This is a genomic window from Aeromonas bivalvium (genome assembly GCF_046078285.1).
Classification (GTDB): domain Bacteria; phylum Pseudomonadota; class Gammaproteobacteria; order Enterobacterales; family Aeromonadaceae; genus Aeromonas; species Aeromonas bivalvium.
The window spans coordinates 1,288,143-1,305,303 of the sequence record NZ_JBGXBV010000001.1 but is presented as its reverse complement, the minus strand read 5'-3'; the positions used below and the strand labels follow the sequence as shown (position 1 = coordinate 1,305,303).

Below are 17,161 nucleotides of genomic sequence, written 5' to 3'. Positions count from 1 at the left end.
TTGTCGATGTCGGGCGGACCAGGGGATAAGGTCCCCCTTAGTACGACAGCAATGGCGAGCACTATTGATCGTGCGTCGTTTTGCCGATGTCGGGCAGGCCAGGTAATAAGGTCCCCCTTATTACGACAGCAATGGCGAGCACTATTGACCGTGCGTCGCTTTGCCGATGTCGGGCAGGCCAGGGGATAAGGTCCCCCTTAGTACGACAGCAATGGCGAGCACTATTGATCGGGTGATCTGATCCGGCTGGTGCAAGCCGGGAAGCCCCGGGCAGCAGCGATGGCGGCATGCCGGAACTGAGTGCCAGCCCGGGTCAGGCCGACTTGCCGAGGATCAGATCCAGCCAGCGGCTTGGCAGGAGGCGACGCAGCCAGGCAAACAGCCGGGTCGGGAAGGTGACCGGGTAGCGGTGCCTGGGGCGCCGGCTGGTGAGCGCATGGAGCAGCGGCGGGATGCAGGCCTCGCTTGGCAGGGTGAAGCGCCCGCTCGGTCCCTCCTTCTCCAGTCGAGCCAGGGTCAGGTCATAGTCGGCACGATGGCGGCTCAGGGCCGGGTCGATATGGCGCAGGAAGGCGGCCCGGGCGTTGGCCCGAAATTGGGTTTCGATGGGGCCTGGTTCTATCAGGCTGATGTGGACGCCGCTGCCGGCCAGTTCCAGGCGCAGGGTGTCCGTATACCCCTCCAGGGCGAACTTGCTGGCGTTGTAGGCGCCGCGATACTTCATGGCGACCAGCCCCAGCACTGAGCTGTTTTGCACGATGCGACCCTCGCCGGCGGCCAACATGGCGGGCAGGATCTGGCGGATCAGATGGTGCCAGCCAAACAGATTGGTATTGAACTGGGCCCGCAGGGCGGCCGTGGGCACGTCTTCCAGGGCACCGGGCTGACCGTAGGCGCCGTTGTTGAACAGGCCGTACAGGCGGCCGCCGGCCAGAGTCAGGGCGGCCCGGGCGCCGGCCTCTATGCTGGCCTCGTCATCGAGATCCAGCTGTACCGCGAGCAGCCCCTCCTCTTTGAGCCTGGCCACGTCCTCCGGGCGTCTGGCCGAGGCGATGGCGGTCAGACCGGCGCCCTGAAGCGCCCGGGCGGCGGCAAGGCCTATGCCGCTGGAGCAGCCGGTGATCAGCACGAAACGGGACATGACACTCTCCTCAACGGATGGGAAAGGGGACATGGTAGCGCGCAGCGCCAAAAAACAAAACCGGGCCAATTGGCCCGGTTTTTCTTTATCGTCAGCGGCTTACAGAATGGTAAACGGCATGATGATGTGGAACTTGACGTCATGCTCTGAGGTGAACATGTTCGGGTAGTACCAGCTGCCCTTCTCGTCCTGCTTGTTGTTGTAGTCGGTGTAGTGGAGCTTGAACAGGGTGCCTTTGAGCTTGCCATCTTGCACCGTGTACATCACGTCGAAGTTGGCGGCCCACTCTTCACCGTCTTTGGGCAGGCTCTTGTCGCCGTTCTGGGCACCCCAGCCATAGGCACCGGAGACACCGACGGTCCAGCCGGGGGCGCCGACCAGGTCATCCAGGGAGCGGGTCACGCCGGCAAACAGGGCGATCTCGCCGTTCTCGTTCCAGTCGGAGCGGGAATCCCACCAGATCTCGTTCGCACCCTGGGAGTTGGCATAGCCTGTGGTCAGACGGGGCAGGTAGTTGCCCAGGTCACCGTCAGCCTTGGTGTAGAGCGCCTCGGTACGGAAACCGTACGGACCCATGGCCCAGCTGGCGGTCAGGGCTTGTTGCCATGCCAGACCGTCGTAGTCGTCGTTGTCGGTGGTGGAGCCGTAGAACTGGTAGCTGGTGTTCAGGCCGCCCAGTACGTCAAACTTGTGGGCCAGCTTGAAGTGGTAGCTGTCCATGTAGCCTTCGGACTGGCCGAAGGAGCCGGTGATGGCGGTGCCGCCCTCAAAGGTATAGCGGGCAGCCAGACCGTGGATGTAGTCGATCTTGTTCTCGTCATTGAAGGCGACATCGCTGCCGGCATACATGGTCTTCTTGGAGAAGCCTGCGGTCTCCTTGAACCAGGGCGCCTTGTATTCGTCGGCGATGGCGTAGGTCAGGTAGAGGCCACCGAAGTTGCCCTCGATCTGGCCGCCGCGGTAGGTACCGGGCTGATAGGACCAGTTGACCCCCAGGATACCCGGGACGTAGAGCTGGGTCAGACCACCCTTGGCGGTGATGGCACCGTCCAGGAACTTGAGTTTCAGGGCCGCGTTGGAGAGGCTGAAGCCACCCTCGGACACGCCGTCCATCTTGTCGCCCCACTTGGTGCCGATGAAGGTGAACTCGTTCTCTTCGTTGACGCCGTTGCTCTCGTCGACGGAGAGGTCATAGGCGCCGAAACCGCCGACATCCACACCGACCACATCCCAGGCGTAACCGGAGTTGTAGTTCAGGGCGAGCTGGGTGGTGGCATGGCTCAGGTTGGAGTGATACTTGCCATCACCGTCTTCACCACCCTGGATGCGCTGACGGTCGCGCTGGAAGTAGAAGAGGCCACCGTTGAGTTTGCCCTCTTCATAGAATTTGCTGGCGGCGGCCTGATAGGCGGGGCCAGTTTCGTCGGCTGCGAATGCCAGACCGGGGGCGAGCAGGGCGGCGATGACCGCACTGCTCAGGGCAGCACGCTTGAAGATCACTTTTTCCATTTCGAATTGCTCCTGATTTTATGGACTTAGCTTTTTTATCCGGCGATCTGGCGTGATGCCGCCGCGCGGTTTTGGCATTGCAATCAAGACCCCGAAGGGCAAAAAAACGTTTCTGTCGCTGTCCTGCCTCGATGACTTGGCACATCGATGACGAACAGGCTTGGCTCTATACAAACTTTATTTTTTGTGTACCGACCTTGGCGTGTCGGTTGATTTCAAGAGTACGTTCGCGGTGCGAAATATCAATCAAAAGTTCCAGGCTCATTTCAAAACTATGACAGAGTGCAAATAATTGTGTCATTAAGCCGTTATTCGCCGAGAGGGCGCCATCGCTGGCCTGATAACGCTTTCATGGGTAATTATGTGGTCGGATGCGGCGGGAGAGGGGAGGCGCCGAATTTTCTCTGTTAACGCGAATTTAACAGTTGATTTTGCGCTACAAAAAAAGACCGCGCGAGGCGGTCTGTCGACGGCAGGGGTGGCGGGGGTTCAGCCCTGGTGGCCGAGGATCCTGGGGATCTGCTGGGCCTGATGGTGGATGTGACCCGAGACCTGCACCGCCAGCTGGCTGACCTGGTGGGCATGCTGGCTGATCTTGCCGATGAGCGCCGCGAAGGTGGCGAGCTTGTGCTCCTGGCTCTTGGCGTTGTCCGCCCCCTGCAAGGCGATGACCGCCGTGCTGCGCGCCATGTCCCGTACCTGCTGGGTGGTCTGGCGCAGCTGCTCGGCCTGCTGGCGCTGCTGGGCCGATTCGTTGCGAATGCGGCCGAGGACCGAGGTTATCTGCTCCCCCGAGCCGGTGAGCCGCTGCAGGATCTCGGTGATCTGCGCAAGGGAGCGCTGGGTATCGGCGGAGAGATGACGCACCTCGTCCGCCACCACGGCAAACCCGCGGCCATGCTCCCCCGCCCGGGCCGCCTCGATGGCGGCATTGAGCGCCAGCAGGTTGGTCTGCTGGGCGATGTGGTTGATGACGTCGACGATGGCGGTGACGTCCTCCACCGAGCGGCGCAGCTGGGCCAGGGCGTCGCCGCTCTCATGGATGGCAAGGCCGGTCTGCTCGGTCGCCAGCAGCATGCCCCCTACCAGTCGCTCGCTGTCGGTCATGGACTGCTCGTTGTGCTGGGCATGGAGGGCGATATCCGCGGCCACCTGGTGCACCTCGCTGGCGAGCTGGTTCAGCTCGCTCATCATCTGCTCCCCCTCTCCGACCGCCTGCTCTGTGGTGTGGGTGCTCTGGTGAATGTCCTGCACCTGGCTGACCATGCCCTGCAGGCTGAGGGAGACCGCCTCGAGCTGCCCCTCCTTGTGGGCCTGCTCCTGCTGCTTGTGGGCCAGCAGGCGGTTGTAGCTCGCCACTATGTCCGCCAGCTCGTTGCGCTCGCGCCCCTGGGGCAGGGGTTCGGCCAGGCCGGTCTGCTCGAGCTGGGCGAAGGCGGCGCGCAGCCGGATCAGGGGGCGCACTATCCAGCGGCGCTGACACCAGGCGAACAGCAGCGCCGTCAGCACCAGGCCGAGGGCCAGGCTGCCGAGCACGGTCGCCAGATGCTGATTGACCCGATGGCGCTCGGCGCCGAGGGCATCTCCCATCCGGGTCATGGCCGCCAGCATCTGCTCGAGATCCCCGTTGACCGCTTCCCGGGCCTGCTGCTGGCGGGTGAGGGCCTGCTGGCTGTTGGTCAGCTCCTGGGGATAGCGGCGCAGCAGGCTCTGCAGCTCGTTGCGAGGCTGCTGGCCAAGGTCCCGGCGCTCTGGTTCTCCCAGGGTGAACTCATCCTGGGCGGGAGCGGGTTCGAGCAGCCCCAGCAGCGGCAGGGCCGCGAGGGCATCGGCCTGACGGCTCAGGCTGGCGAGTTCGAATTGCAGGGCTTCGAGCTGCTTGGCGCTGCCCTGGGCCATGTATTGCTGGCGCAGATGAATGAGGTGGGGCAGGGCGGCGAGCAGGTCGGCGGCCCCCTGGCGATAGTCGGCGGCGGCGGGAGCCTCGCTCCCCTGGCCGTAGCGCAGCAGCGCCTTGGCCTGGGCGGTCAGCTCCCGTTCGGCGTTTTGCAGCAGCTCCTGGCTGTTGCCCGACAGCTTGCCGGCGGCCAGATAGTCGCTCTCTATCTTCTTGCCCATTCGATCCAGTTGCCCCTTGAGCGCCTCCACGGAGGGGCCAGACATCTGTTCGAGCTGACCGATGGCGAGGCGGCGCGCCCCCTCGGCACTGGCCAGGCGTACTGGGTCGCCGCTGGCGAGGTAGTCGCGCAGGGCCCCCTGCAACGTGGTGGCGAGCCGCAGCTCCAGTCGCTCGTGCTGGCGCTGGCTGGATTCGCTGCGGTCGAGCTGGCGCCAGCCATAGCCCAGGGCCGTGGCGAGCACGCAGGCAAGCAGCAACAAGATCAGAGCGGCAAGGGAAGAGTAACGGGAGATATTCACCAGAAGAGTCCTGCTTGAACGACGAACGGCGCCAGCTTAGGCAGGATTGATGGCAGTTTCATGACAGGGGCCAAAACGGCCTGCGCCGTGGAACCCTGGCCCCGAGGTCAGCCTTTCATCGCGGCTCCCGGGGCGGGTGGCTTGGCTTTGGCCGACCCAGCCTTGAGACAGGCAGGGCGCCGCCCAGGCTCAGCCGTTTGCTGCGGCCTTTGGGACGGATGGCTTGAGCTTGGCCGACCCAGTCTTGAGACCCAGCAGGGCGCCGCCCAGGATCAGGCTGCCTGCCAGTACGTGGCGCAGGGTCAGGGTCTCCCCGTTGAGCCAGACCAGCAGCAGGGTGCTGAGCAGGGGGGTGAGGTAGGCTAGGGCGCCGATGCGGCGCGGATCCCCGTCCCGCAGCGCCAGATACCAGGTGACGAAGGCCGCCCCCATGGGGCCGAGGGCCAGACCCATGATGAGCCCCCAGTCGCCGCTCGGGATGGTCGCCAGGGGCAGGGGACCCTCCAGCCCCCGGGCCAGCAGCAGGGCCAAGAGCCCTGCGGGCAGGCAGGCCGCCGCCGTCACCACGGCGGGGGCGGGGGGCAGGCGGCGCGACAGCACAGAGTAGCCGCCCCAGATGATGGCGGCCCCGAGTGCCAGCAGGTAGCCGGGCAGGTGGGCCGATTGCAGTTGCAGCTCGCCGTCGACCATCACCAGCACGCTGCCGGCCAGGCCGAGCAGCCCCGCCAGCAGGTGTCGCCCCTGCAGGGGGTGGCCCGGCAGCAGCAACGGGGTGAACAGTATGATGAACAGCGGCCAGAGGTAGTTGATGAGGTTCGCCTCCAGCACGGGGGCGTGGCGAAAGCTCATGAACAGCAGCAGGTGATAGCAGAGCAGGGCCGTGATGGTGACCAGCCAGGTCTTGGGGCTGGCGCGCCACTGGCGCCAGAACGGCAAGGCGCCTGCACCGCAGAAAAAGAGCACCAAGCCTACCAGCACCAGGGAGGAGACGCTGGTCACCCGGGAGGTGAGAGCGGCCAGGGAGGCCCACAGCAAGATGGTGAGCAGGGCGAAACCGGTGGAGCGATCGCGCAGGGGCGAGCCAGACATCTTCCAATCCTTGTGAGAGAAGCCAACGAGGGGGCCAGTCTAGCAGACGGGTCCCCTCGTTTCCTATGCCCGCCTTGATCGAGGACGGGTGCCTCTCGTTGTGTCCTATGCCTGTCCTGATCAAGGACGGGTGTGTCTCGTTGTGTCCTATGTCCGTCCCTTCCCGGGCGGGCGCCTTGTGTTGTTTTCCAAGGAGAGCCCCTATGCCCGGCGGCGAACGCCGGGCATGTCACAGGTGCGCCGACTCAGGGCTGGCGCACCGCCGCGGGGGCCGTCATCCCCAGGGGCTGGCGGCGTACTCCCCAGATGATGAGGGCCAGCACCAGCAGGGGCAGCACGGGGTCGAACCAGGTGCCGCCAGAGCCGAACAGCAGGTTGAGCAGGGCGACCCCGGTGCCGCCGATGGCCCAGGCGATGGTGGTGGGGATGGACCAGACCACCATCTGCTGCTTGACGTCCGAGATCCCCATCATGCGGTTCACCACCCAGAACAGGCTGTCGTTGAAGTAGCCGAAGAAGAGCGAACCCATGGTGGCGGCCTGGGCGGCCAGCAGCATGTTGACTCCGGGGATCTGGGCCAGTATGGGGGCCGAGATGGAGGCCGCCGTCACCATGGCGACCGTGCCTGACCCCTGAATGAGGCGCACCAGGGTCGCGACGATGAAGGGGATCAGAATGGGGGAGATGGGCAGTCCCGCAATCTGCTCGGCCAGCTGGTTGCCGGCGCCGCTGTCACGCAGCACGGCCCCCAGGGCGCCGCCGGCCCCGGTCACCAGCAGTATGATGCCGGCCGATTGCAGTCCCTCCTCGAGGCGCTCGGCGGTGGCGTGCCTGTCCATGTGGGGCACCAGGGTATAGACCGCCAGCAAGACGCTGATGGCCAGCGCTATGATGGGGGTGCCGATAAAGCCGATTCCTTGCACCAGCGGGTTGCTGCCGAGGGATTCAAGCCCCTCGAAACTGGCCAGAGTGGTCAGCATCGCCTTGCAGAAGATGAGGGCGATGGGCACCAGGATGGGCAGCAGGGAGAGGGTCAGGCTCGGCAGGGGCTTGTCCGCCTTCTCCTTGAGGTACTGCTCATAGCTGGCTTGCAGCTCGTCCGGGGTCTTCATCCCCTGCTGGCCGAATTCCGGGTACTTCTTGTCGAGCCACTGGGCGTAGAGCACGATGCCGATGACGCAGGGCACCGCAAGGCACATGCCGGTCAGCAGCATGGCGCCGATGTCGACCCCGAACAGACCGGCAACCCCCAGGGGCCCAGGTGTCGGCGGCACCGTATGGTGGGTCACCACCAGGCCGCCCGCCAGGGCTACCCCCAGGGTCAGCAGGGAGCGTTTGCCGCTTTTTGCCAGCGCCTTGGCCACCGGGAACAGGATGACGAAGGCGGAGTCCACGAAGATGGGGATGCTGACGATATAGCCTGTGATGGCCAGGGCCCACTCCTCGCGGCGCTTGCCGAGCCACTTGATGAAGCTGTAGGCGATCTGCTCGGCCGCGCCCGACACCTCCAGCAGGCGGCCCATCATGACCCCGAGGCCGATGACGATGCCGATGCTGCCAAGGGTGGAGCCAAAGCCCTGGGTGATGACGGCGAGGGTCTTGTCGATGGTCATGCCGCCGGTGAGTCCGGCGATGCAGGCCGCGGCCAGCATGGCGATCAGGGCGTGGACCCGGGTGCGCAGCACCAGGAAGACCAGGGCAAAGACCGCGATGATGAGCCCAATGATGGGGGTAGGTATATCGATCATGATGCCTCCTGCATGTCATGGGTGATAAAGCTGTCGATGATGTCGGCGAAGGTCCCGTCCGCCACGAAACCAAGCTCACAGGCCCGGATGTTGTCGATGCGCCCTGGCCAGCTGGCGACGATGCGCTCGATGGCGGGATCCGGCGCCATGGTGACCCGCTCCCGGGCGGCCTGGCCGCCTGCCTGGGTCAGGGTGGTCAGCATCTCCTCGACCGTGACGCTGATGCCGGGCAGGTTGATGCTGCGCCAGCCGGTCGGCGGGCTCAGGGTCGCGGCGGTGAGGAAGTTCGCCACCACGGTGGCCGGGCTCGACAGCCAGAGCCGCAGGGCCGGGTCGACCGGGCAGCAGGTCGTCTCCCCCTGCAGGGGCTCGCGGATGATGCTGCTGACAAACGACGAGGCGGCGCGGTTCGGTTTGCCCGGCCGCACGCAGATGGTGGGCAGACGCAGCACCAGGCCATCCACATAACCCTTGCGGCTGTAGTCGTTGACCAAGAGCTCCCCCATGGCCTTCTGGGCGCCATAGGAAGAGGTCGGGGTGAGCGCCGTGCCGTCGTCCACCTGCTCGGGCAGGGGGCCGCCGTACACCGCGAGCGAGCTGGTGAAGATGAAGCGGATGCCGGGGCGGGCGTGGCGGCACGCCTCCAGCAGGGTGCGGGTGGTGTCCAGGTTGACACGCCAGCCGAGATCGAAATCCTGCTCGGCGTGGCTGCTGACGATGGCGGCCAGGTGATAGACGATCCCCGTCTCCTTGGTGATCAGGGTCTCGGCCACCCCGGGGGCGGTCAGATCCATTTGCAGGCAGCGTACCCTGGGGTCGGGCTGCGGGCTCATCGGCATCTGTATGTCCACCAGCAGCAGTTCGCTGAAGGGGAGAGGTCCTTGCAACAGGGCGCGGGCCAGGCGTTGGCCGAGAAAGCCGCCGCCCCCCGTGATGATGATCTGCATCTTGTTATCCTCAGACTCGTTCGTGTGTAGGTCGTTCTTGTTGTGTTATCGGGATGTGGATTGCCATTGGCGCAGCCAGCCCAGCCCTTCCCGGGTGCCGGCGCTGGGGTGGTATTCGCAGCCTATCCAGCCCTGGTAGCCGGCCCGGGCCAGGGCCTCGAACAGATGGGGATAGTGGATCTCTCCCCGATCCGGCTCGTGGCGATCCGGCACAGAGGCTATCTGGACATGGCCGATGGCAGGGCCCAACTTGGCGATGAGACGGGTGAGATCCCCGTCCATGATCTGGGCGTGGTAGAGATCGAGCTGCACCCCTACATTCGGCCTGTCTATCTCTTCCACCAATGCCAGGGCATCGCGCTGGTGGGCCAGGAAGTAGCCGGGCACGTCCCGGCTGTTGAGAGGCTCGAGCAGCACCTTGATGCCGTCTGCGGCCAGGAAGTCGGCGGCGAAGCGGATGTTCTCCACCAGGGTCTGGCGGTGGGCGGCCAGGGAGTGGGCCGGGTCAATCAGGCCGCTCATGGCATGTACCTTGGTGCAGCCGAGCGCCAGGGCGTAGTCACGCACCTTGGGCAGCTGGGCACGAAACTCCGCCTCCCGCCCCGGGATGGCGGCCATGCCGCGCTCACCGGCCGCCCAGTCCCCGGGGGGCATGTTGAACAGGGCCTGGGTGAGACCATTCTCCCGCAGCTGGCGGGCCAGTTCGGCAGCCGGCCACTCGTAGGGAAACAGGCACTCCACCGCCTCGAACCCGGCGGCGCGGGCCGCGGCGAAGCGCTCGATAAAGGGGAGCTCGGTAAACAGCATGGTCAGGTTGGCGGCAAACTTGCTCATGGGGTGATCTTCCTCAATGCGTTGTGCTCGTGTCGGGTCAGAGGGGCGTACCAGGACTGGCTCATGGCTTCATCCTCCTCAATTCGGTGATCTCGGGTTCGCTCAGGTAGCGAATGGGCTGGCCATGGAGCAGCAGGGCTAGGCGGGCCGTCTCCTCCAGCTCTTCCATGTTGTTGACCGCCTCCACCAGGTTCTTGCCCATCACCACGGGGCCGTGGTTGGCGAGCAGGAAGGCGCCTGCGTCTCGGGCGCGGCGACCCAGCTCCTCGGCGATGCGCTCATCCCCCGGCCGGTAGTAGGGGATGAGGGGCAGGCTGCCGACCCGCATCACGTAGTAGGGGGTGAAGGGTCGGATCACGTTGGCCGGATCCAGCCCATCGAGGCAGGAGAGGGCGGTCAGGTGGGTGCAGTGCAGGTGCACCACCGCCTGGCAATCCGGGTTGTTGTGGTAGAGCGCGAGGTGGAAGGCCACCTCCTTGGAGGGGCGATCCCCCCCCAGGTGCTCGCCGCTCATGCTCACGCGGGAGAGGCTCTGGGCGCCGAGTCTGCCGAGGCAGGAGCCGGTGGGGGTGGCGATCAGGGTGCCGTCGGGGAGCCGGGCCGAGAGATTGCCCGCGCCGCCGGTGGCATAGCCTCGCTCGAACAGGGAGGCCCCCAGCATCACCATGGTGTCGCGCAGTGCCTGTTCAGTCATGAAACGCCTCCTGGGCGGTGGAGAAGAAGTGTTCGTCGCCAAAATTGCCGGATTTGAGCGCCAGGGAGAGGGGCCTGTCCGTGGCCCGCACCCAGGGCACCCCGGGGGCTATCTGGGGACCTATGTGGAAGGCGTGGATGGCAAGGGCCTGGGTGACCCGGCTCGAGGTCTCGCCCCCGGCGACGATGAGCCGACTCACCCCCGCCGCCACCAGCAGGCGGGCCACGGCGGCGAAGCAGGCTTCCACCGCCTCGCTCGCGGCCTGGACTCCGTACTGGCGCTGGATCTCACTTAAGGTCTCGGGAGCCGTGGTGGCATAGAGCAGGGGCGCCGGGCCCTCCCCCTGGCTCAGCAGCCAGTCGGCGAGGCGGGCCGGGTAGTCCGGTTCGGTGAGGCAGGCCTCCACCGACAGGGCCAGGCTAGGTGCCAGCGTGCGATAGCGGGCGACCTGACGGTTGGTCATCTGGGAGCAGGAGCCTGACAGGATGGCGCAGGGGCCGGGCACCGGGCGACCGGCGGCCCGCGCCGCCAGGGGCTGACCCCGGCTCAGCTGGCGGGCCAGGCCGATGGCGAGGCCGGAGCCGCCGGTGACCAGGGGCCAGTCGCGCACGGCGGCGGCGATATCCAGCAGGTGCTGCTCGGTCAGGGTGTCGACCACGGCGTAGCGATAGCCATCATCCCTGAGGCGGGCCAGGGCGGCGGCGATGGCATCTGGGCCCGCCGCAATGGTATTCAGTGGCACCAGGCCGGTGCGTCCGCGCCCCTGGGCATCCATCAGCCGCAGCAGGTTGCTGTCGGTCATGGGGGTGAGGGGGTGGTGGCGCATGCCGGATTCGGCCAGGGGCTGGGGCCCGACGAACAGGTTGCCCTGATAGACGGTGCGGCCATTGACCGGCAGCGCGGGGCAGATCAGGGTGAAGTCGTGGTCAAGCGCCGCCAGCAGGGCATCGGCCACCGGGCCTATGTTGCCCAGGGGTGTGCTGTCGAAGGTGGAGCAGTACTTCTGATAGATGCGATCGCAACCCTGTTCCCGCAGCCAGGTGAGGGCGGCGAGGGAGTCCGCCACCGCCTGTTCGGCGGAGCAGGATCGGCTCTTGAGGCTCACCACAAGAGCATCCGTTTGGGGCAGTTCTCCCCCACTCGGCACTCCGGCCAGTTGCAGGGTGGAGAGACCATTCTCCACCAGGAAGCCGGCGATGTCGGTGGCGCCGGTGAAATCGTCCGCTATGACCCCGAGTCTCATTGTGCGTCTCCCGGCAGCTGGATCCCGGCATAGGCCTTGATGACGGCGCTGTCGTCCTCCAGGCCGTGACCGGCGTTGCTGGCGCTGAGGAACTGGTTCAGGGCGGCGTTCGCCAGGGGCAGCGGGAAATTCAGGGCCCGGGCCGTGTCCGCCACCAGGTTGAGATCCTTGACGAAGATGTCCACCGCGGAGCGGGGGCTGTAGTCGCCGCTGATGACCCTGGGCATGCGGTTTTCAAACATCCAGGAGTTGCCGGCGGCCTGGGTGACCACCTCGTACATGAGATCGAGCGGCACCCCGGCGCGGCTCGCCAGTGCCATGGCCTCGGCGGCCACCGCGATGTGCACCCCCGCCAGCAGCTGGTGGATGATCTTGACCGTGCTGCCCTGGCCCGGTTGTTCGCCTATTACGAAGACCCGGCCCGCCACCGCATCGAGCACGGGTTGCAGCCGCTCGAAGGCGGCCCTGGCGCCCGAGGCCATCACCACCATCTCTCCCGCCTCGGCCTTGACCGCGCCGCCTGAGACGGGGGCATCGAGCACCAGCAGATCCTGGGCTTCGAGTTCGGCGGCGATGGCTTTCGCCTCCTCGCTGGCGATGGTGGCGCTGATCATCACGGCCGTGCCCGGCCTGAGGCGGCGGGCCAGCCCCTCTTCGCCGAGCAGGATGCGGCGCACCTGGGCGGCATTGACCACCAGCAGCAGCACGGCATCGAGCCGGTCGGCGATGGCGTGGGCATTCGCCCCGACACTGGCGGCGCCGGCGGCGGCGAGTCGCTCGCGGGCGGCTGGGGCCAGGTCTATGCCATGGGTCTGCAACCCTGCCCGCAGGCAGGAGAGGGCGGCGCCCATGCCCATGGCGCCAAGGCCGATGACGGCAACCTGATAAGGGTGAGACATGCTGAGTTCCTCTATGCGACGACGTATGGGCTCATAGTAGGGGCTAATGGCGGTGAAATATCGGGCGCAAATCACAAAATTTAACTAAATGGCTGTTATTTTTTGTGATTTGATTCAGTTGGCCCCTTTCATAAGGGCGTTGGCTGGGGAGTCTATGTGACTTAATGTTAATTTTAGTGGCCGAGATGAACTTTTATCATTTTTTACCATGCCGTTGGGCTAGAATGGCGACGCCACTGACAGGAGGAGGCCCCATGATCCCCATAGAACGACAGCAACAGATATTGCACCTGCTGGCCGAGCGCGGCGTGGTCAGCATACTGGAGCTCACCGAGCGGCTCGATGTTTCCCACATGACGGTGCGCCGGGATATCCAGAAGCTGGAGCAGCAGGGGCGGGTGTTGTCGGTCTCCGGCGGGGTCAGTCTGGCCGAGCGCATCACCAGCGAACCCTCCCACGCCGCCAAGCGCAGCCTGATGCAGGAGGCCAAGCTGGCCATCGCCCGCCTGGCCGCGGAGCAGGTGACGGCGGGCAGTACCGTCTATCTGGATGCGGGCACCACCTCCCTGGAGCTGGCCCGGGAGCTGGCGCTGCGTGATGACCTCATGATAGTGACCAACGACTTCATGGTGTGTGCCTACCTGATCGAGCATGGCCTGGGGCGGCTCTATCACACCGGCGGCATGGTGATCCGCGACAACCAGTCCTGCGCCGGGGAGGCGACCGCCCACTTCCTGCGCAACCTGCATCTGGATATCGCCTTTCTCTCCTCCTCCTCCTGGGATGGCCATGGCATCTCCACCCCGAACGAGGAGAAGGTGCCGGTCAAGCGGGCCGTGGTGGACGCCGCCTCGACCCGCATCCTCATCTGCGACTCGTCCAAATATGGCAAGGTGGGCACCTTCAAGGTGGTGGGCTGGGAGGCGATCGATAGGGTGATCAGCGATGACAGGCTCGCCCAGAACGCCAGGGAGATGCTGGCCCAGCACGGGGTTCAGCTCTCCCTGGTGCCCCTGACCCAGGCTCAGGCCAGCGCGTAACGCCCCTTGCCCGCAGCCTTGGCGCGATACATGGCGCCATCGGCCTGATTGAGCAGGGTATCCAGGGTCATCTCCCGGCCCGGCGGGCACAGGGCCGCCCCTATGCTGCAGGTCAGACGCAGGGGCTGGCCTGCCAGCTCCCGCGTGGTGGCAAGATCTGCCAGCAGCCGCTCGCACACCTGATGCACTTCCCTGTGGGGATCCCCGAGATCCGGCAGCAGCAGGGTAAATTCATCCCCCGCCAGGCGCGCCACCATGTCTCCCGGTCGCACGCAGGCCTGCAGCCGCTTGGCGAAGTAACGCAGCACCCGGTCGCCAAAGTCGTGACCCAGGTTGTCGTTGAGCTGCTTGAAACCATCGAGATCGATAAACAGCAGGGCCAGGTGGCCGCTGCCCTGACGGGTGCGCGCCAGCTCGCGTTCGAGACGCAGGCTGAAGGCGCGCCGGTTGGGCAGGCCGGTGAGGGCATCGTGGGCCGCCTCGTGCTCGAGGCGCCGTTGCAGCTCGGTCAGCTCGCTGATGTCGGTGGCCAGTATGTAGAGGCCGGTGCCGGGCTCCGGGTTGGGCACATAGTGGGAGTGCACCATGCGCTCCCCTTGCAGGGTGTCAAACGGCGTGTCGAAGGCGAGCTCCTCCCCGGCCAGGGCCCTGGCCAGGTGAGGGGCCGCGACCCCGTAGGCCTTGGGGCCGATGAGATCCTCCACCGACATGGTATAGAGCTGCTCGCTGCTGACGCCGAACCACTCCTGATAGGCGCGGTTGGCGTACAGATAACGCTGCTGCGGGTTGATCTGGGCGATCAGGGCCGGCATGTTGTCGGCGATGGCCTTGAGCCGGCTCTTGCTCTGCTTGAGTTGCTGGGCCACGCTGCGCCGGGCCGAGATGTCATGGATGAAGGCGAAGCGGCTCGGCCGCCCCCCATGCTGGCTCGACTCGGCCATCACCTCCGCCTGGACGAGGCGAGCATCCCGATCGCGAATGTCCACCTCCTGGCGTCTGGGCTGGGGATCCTGGCTCAGCAGCAGTTTGCAGAAGGGAGAGTCAGGATCGAACAGGGCCGTGAGCGGCCGGCCCAGCACGGCCTCTGCCTGCCAGCCAAACAGGGTGCTGGCCGCCGGGTTCCAGCCGCAGAGGCGGCCCTGCTCGTTCACCTCGATGAAGGCGGCGCTGCTGTTGTCCAGCATGTTCTGGAAACGGTTCTTCTCTTCTATCAGCCGCGCCTGCGCCTGGGCGCGCTCGGCCATCTCCCTGTCCCGCTCCGCCAGGGCGCGGGAGAGGGCCTGGGTGCGTTCGGCCACCTGCTGCTCCAGCCGGGACTGCAGCTGGCGCAGCTGCTGCTCCGCCTGCTTGCGATCGTCAATGTCGGTGAACACGGCGATCAGGTGGGTCTGCCGGGGGCCGCGACCCCGGCACAGGGTCACGCTGAGCTGGACCCAGTGGGGTGTGCCGTCGCTGCGCAGCAGCCGCTTCTCCAGCCGGTAGCTCTGCCGCTCCCCCGCCAGCAGCTGCTCGAACAACCGTACCTCGGCCGCGAGATCCGCGCCATGGGTCATGGATTGCCAGTCCCGCTCGATGAGCTGGGATTCGGGATAGCCCAGCAGCCGGCACAGGCTCTGGTTGGCCCGCAGCCAGCGACCGTCCGGGGCCGAGAGGGCCATGCCGACCGAAGACTGGTTGAAGGTGAGCTCGAACAGCTGGCTGTAGCAACCCGGGCTGCCGGGAGCGCTTTGCAGCATGCACTCGAGCTGGTGGGTGAAGCTGTCCAGGTCCTGGCGCTCCCAGGGGGTGAAGTCATGGCTGCCGGGCAGCAGGATTGCGAACCAGCCGAGGGGGCGGCCCTCGCCGCCGGCCAGGGGGATCAGGGCGCAGGCCCCCGGGATGTCGGCGCCGGGGGGGAGATCAGACGCAGGCGGCCGATCCCGGTAAAAATGGGCCTCGGTCCCCAACAGGCTGGCGAGGCCGAGGAGGGGGACCTGCTCTGCCGGGGTCAAGCCGAAGGCGGCAGGAGCCATGGGGGCGGCGGGGACGATCAGCACCCGGGCACCCGGGAAGTGGCGGCCCATGAGGGCGGCGAAGGAGACAAGGTCGGGGGCCGGGCCGGGAAGAGGGTCAAGAACGGGCTGAGGGGGCATAACGGGTCTCTGTGGGGATCCTGCGCAATATGGGTCGGCCGGGATCGAACTGATAGGGTCGAGAATAAAGAGCAGGAAAAACCTTATTACAGAGCGGCGCGGCGAGCCACTGCTTTATGGGGGGAGCAGGGCCGGGTGGCGGGGGGCACCCGGCCCCGGGGTCACTTGTCGGCGCTCTTCTGGATGCTCTCGCCGACTTTTTCGACATCCTTGCCCACGCCGCTCATGGTGTTGCAGGCCATCAGCAGGCCGCAGCAGAGGAAAATGATCAGGGTTTTGAGGGATCTCATGGTGTTGCTCCTTGTGACTCTCCGGGATACGGGCCCTCTCAGTCTAGTCGAGGGACTGGGGCGTCAGCCGCAACACCTTGCCCGACCCGCTGTCGGTGAGCAGATAGAGGGCGCCATCCGGTCCCTCTTTGACGGTGCGGATCCGCTCCCCCCGCTCCCCGAGCAGGGTGCGTTCGCCGACGATGGTGTCGCCGGCCAGGGTCAGCTCCCGCAGTGACTGGCCGCGCAGGGCGCCGACGAACAGCTTGTCCCGCCACTGGGGGTAGCGGGCCCCGGAGTGAAACACCATGCCGGAGGGGGCGATGGAGGGCACCCAGACCTTGAGGGGAGGGACCAGCCCTGGCGCCGCTGTCCCCTCGCCAATCTTGCCGCCGACATACTCCTCGCCGAAGCTGACCCTGGGCCAGCCATAATTTTGCCCTCCCTGGATGAGATTGACCTCGTCCCCGCCCTGGGGGCCGTGTTCGTGGGCCCAGAACTGGTCGGCCGCAGGCCGCCAGGCCGCCCCCTGCATGTTGCGATGGCCCAGGCTCCAGATCTCGGGCAGGGCTCCCTGGGTGTGGCGAAAAGGGTTGTCCGCCGGCACGCTGCCATCCCGGTGCAGGCGCACCGTCTTGCCGATGTGGTTGTCCAGACGCTGGGCCAGGTCGCGCTGGTGGTAGCGATCCCCCAGCGTGATGTAGAGCAGGCCGTCGTCCCCCAGCACCAGGCGGGAGCCGAAATGGGCGCCGCCCGACACCTTGGGGCGCTGGCTGAACAGGGGTTGCAGGGAGACCAGGCGATCGTCTTGCAGCCTGGCCCGGGCGACGGCGGTGCTGCTGCCCCCAGGCCCGGGTTCGCTGTAGCTGAAATAGAGCCAGCCTTCGTCATCCAGGGCGAGATCGAGCAGGCCCCCCTGGCCCTGGGCCGCTACCTCGGGCAGGCCGGTCACGGCATGGCGCCGTCCGTCGGCCCCCAGGCGCAGCAGGCGGCCGGGGCGCTCGCTCACCAGCAGATCGCCACCGGGCAGGAACACCAGCCCCCAGGGGTGGGCCAGATCCCGGTGCAGTAGGCTGACGTTGAGGGGGCTGGCCCCGGGCAGGGGGGCCAGGGTGAGGCAGAGCAGGAGGCAGAGGATGAGGCGCGGCACCATGGGGCACTCCGGGTGAAGGATGACACCGGCCAAGTATAGTGGCCG

At 66.3% G+C, this 17,161-nt stretch carries 14 protein-coding genes; 1 reads left to right on the top strand and 13 read right to left on the bottom strand.

The features are described from left to right. Positions 1-313 precede the first annotated feature (313 nt). The 10 genes from ACEUCR_RS05885 to ltnD form a co-directional block, all read right to left on the bottom strand. Complete coding sequence (locus ACEUCR_RS05885) at positions 314-1,141, bottom strand: SDR family oxidoreductase (protein WP_408788754.1); 828 nt, start codon at positions 1,139-1,141, stop codon at positions 314-316. Between the two features lie 99 nt (positions 1,142-1,240). Beyond that, positions 1,241-2,650, bottom strand: a complete 1,410-nt coding sequence (locus tag ACEUCR_RS05880) for an OprD family outer membrane porin (RefSeq protein WP_041995822.1) — start codon at positions 2,648-2,650, stop codon at positions 1,241-1,243. 489 nt (positions 2,651-3,139) lie between these two features. After that, complete coding sequence (locus tag ACEUCR_RS05875) at positions 3,140-5,068, bottom strand: methyl-accepting chemotaxis protein (RefSeq protein ID WP_392443372.1); 1,929 nt, start codon at positions 5,066-5,068, stop codon at positions 3,140-3,142. Positions 5,069-5,257: 189 nt separating this feature from the next. Further along, positions 5,258-6,157, bottom strand: a complete 900-nt coding sequence (locus tag ACEUCR_RS05870; protein ID WP_408788751.1) for a DMT family transporter — start codon at positions 6,155-6,157, stop codon at positions 5,258-5,260. A 245-nt stretch (positions 6,158-6,402) separates the two neighbouring features. Beyond that, entirely contained in the window at positions 6,403-7,905 is a 1,503-nt protein-coding gene (locus ACEUCR_RS05865; RefSeq protein WP_111873328.1) for a GntP family permease, read from the bottom strand. Then, a complete protein-coding gene (gene denD / locus ACEUCR_RS05860) occupies positions 7,902-8,852 on the bottom strand; it encodes a D-erythronate dehydrogenase (RefSeq protein ID WP_408788748.1) in 951 nt (316 codons plus the stop codon). Before denD ends, ACEUCR_RS05865 begins: the two co-directional genes overlap by 4 nt. Before the next feature lie 45 nt (positions 8,853-8,897). Further along, positions 8,898-9,686 carry a 2-oxo-tetronate isomerase gene (gene otnI, locus ACEUCR_RS05855; RefSeq protein ID WP_408788746.1) on the bottom strand — a complete coding sequence of 263 codons (789 nt, stop codon included), beginning with the start codon at positions 9,684-9,686 and terminating at the stop codon, positions 8,898-8,900. Between the two features lie 61 nt (positions 9,687-9,747). Next, positions 9,748-10,380 (bottom strand): 3-oxo-tetronate 4-phosphate decarboxylase, encoded by a 633-nt coding sequence (otnC, locus tag ACEUCR_RS05850; protein WP_408788743.1) that lies wholly within the window; start codon positions 10,378-10,380, stop codon positions 9,748-9,750. Further along, complete coding sequence (gene otnK, locus ACEUCR_RS05845; RefSeq protein WP_408788741.1) at positions 10,373-11,623, bottom strand: 3-oxo-tetronate kinase; 1,251 nt, start codon at positions 11,621-11,623, stop codon at positions 10,373-10,375. The genes otnC and otnK overlap by 8 nt, the downstream gene beginning before the upstream one ends. Next, positions 11,620-12,522, bottom strand: a complete 903-nt coding sequence (ltnD, locus tag ACEUCR_RS05840) for an L-threonate dehydrogenase (protein WP_111873494.1) — start codon at positions 12,520-12,522, stop codon at positions 11,620-11,622. The genes otnK and ltnD overlap by 4 nt, the downstream gene beginning before the upstream one ends. A gap of 254 nt (positions 12,523-12,776) precedes the next feature. Between ltnD and ACEUCR_RS05835 the strand changes: the two genes are divergently transcribed. After that, positions 12,777-13,562 carry a DeoR/GlpR family DNA-binding transcription regulator gene (locus tag ACEUCR_RS05835; protein ID WP_041995846.1) on the top strand — a complete coding sequence of 262 codons (786 nt, stop codon included), beginning with the start codon at positions 12,777-12,779 and terminating at the stop codon, positions 13,560-13,562. Here the strand turns inward: ACEUCR_RS05835 and ACEUCR_RS05830 are convergent. From ACEUCR_RS05830 to ACEUCR_RS05820, 3 genes are all read right to left on the bottom strand, one after another. After that, positions 13,547-15,694, bottom strand: coding sequence for a diguanylate cyclase domain-containing protein (locus ACEUCR_RS05830; RefSeq protein WP_408788737.1), 2,148 nt, complete (start codon positions 15,692-15,694; stop codon positions 13,547-13,549). The two genes, ACEUCR_RS05835 and ACEUCR_RS05830, sit on opposite strands and share 16 nt — an antisense overlap. A gap of 161 nt (positions 15,695-15,855) precedes the next feature. Then, entirely contained in the window at positions 15,856-15,984 is a 129-nt protein-coding gene (locus ACEUCR_RS05825; protein WP_041995849.1) for an entericidin A/B family lipoprotein, read from the bottom strand. Positions 15,985-16,027: 43 nt separating this feature from the next. Then, positions 16,028-17,116 carry a PQQ-dependent sugar dehydrogenase gene (locus ACEUCR_RS05820; RefSeq protein WP_408788735.1) on the bottom strand — a complete coding sequence of 363 codons (1,089 nt, stop codon included), beginning with the start codon at positions 17,114-17,116 and terminating at the stop codon, positions 16,028-16,030. Positions 17,117-17,161: the final 45 nt, after the last annotated feature.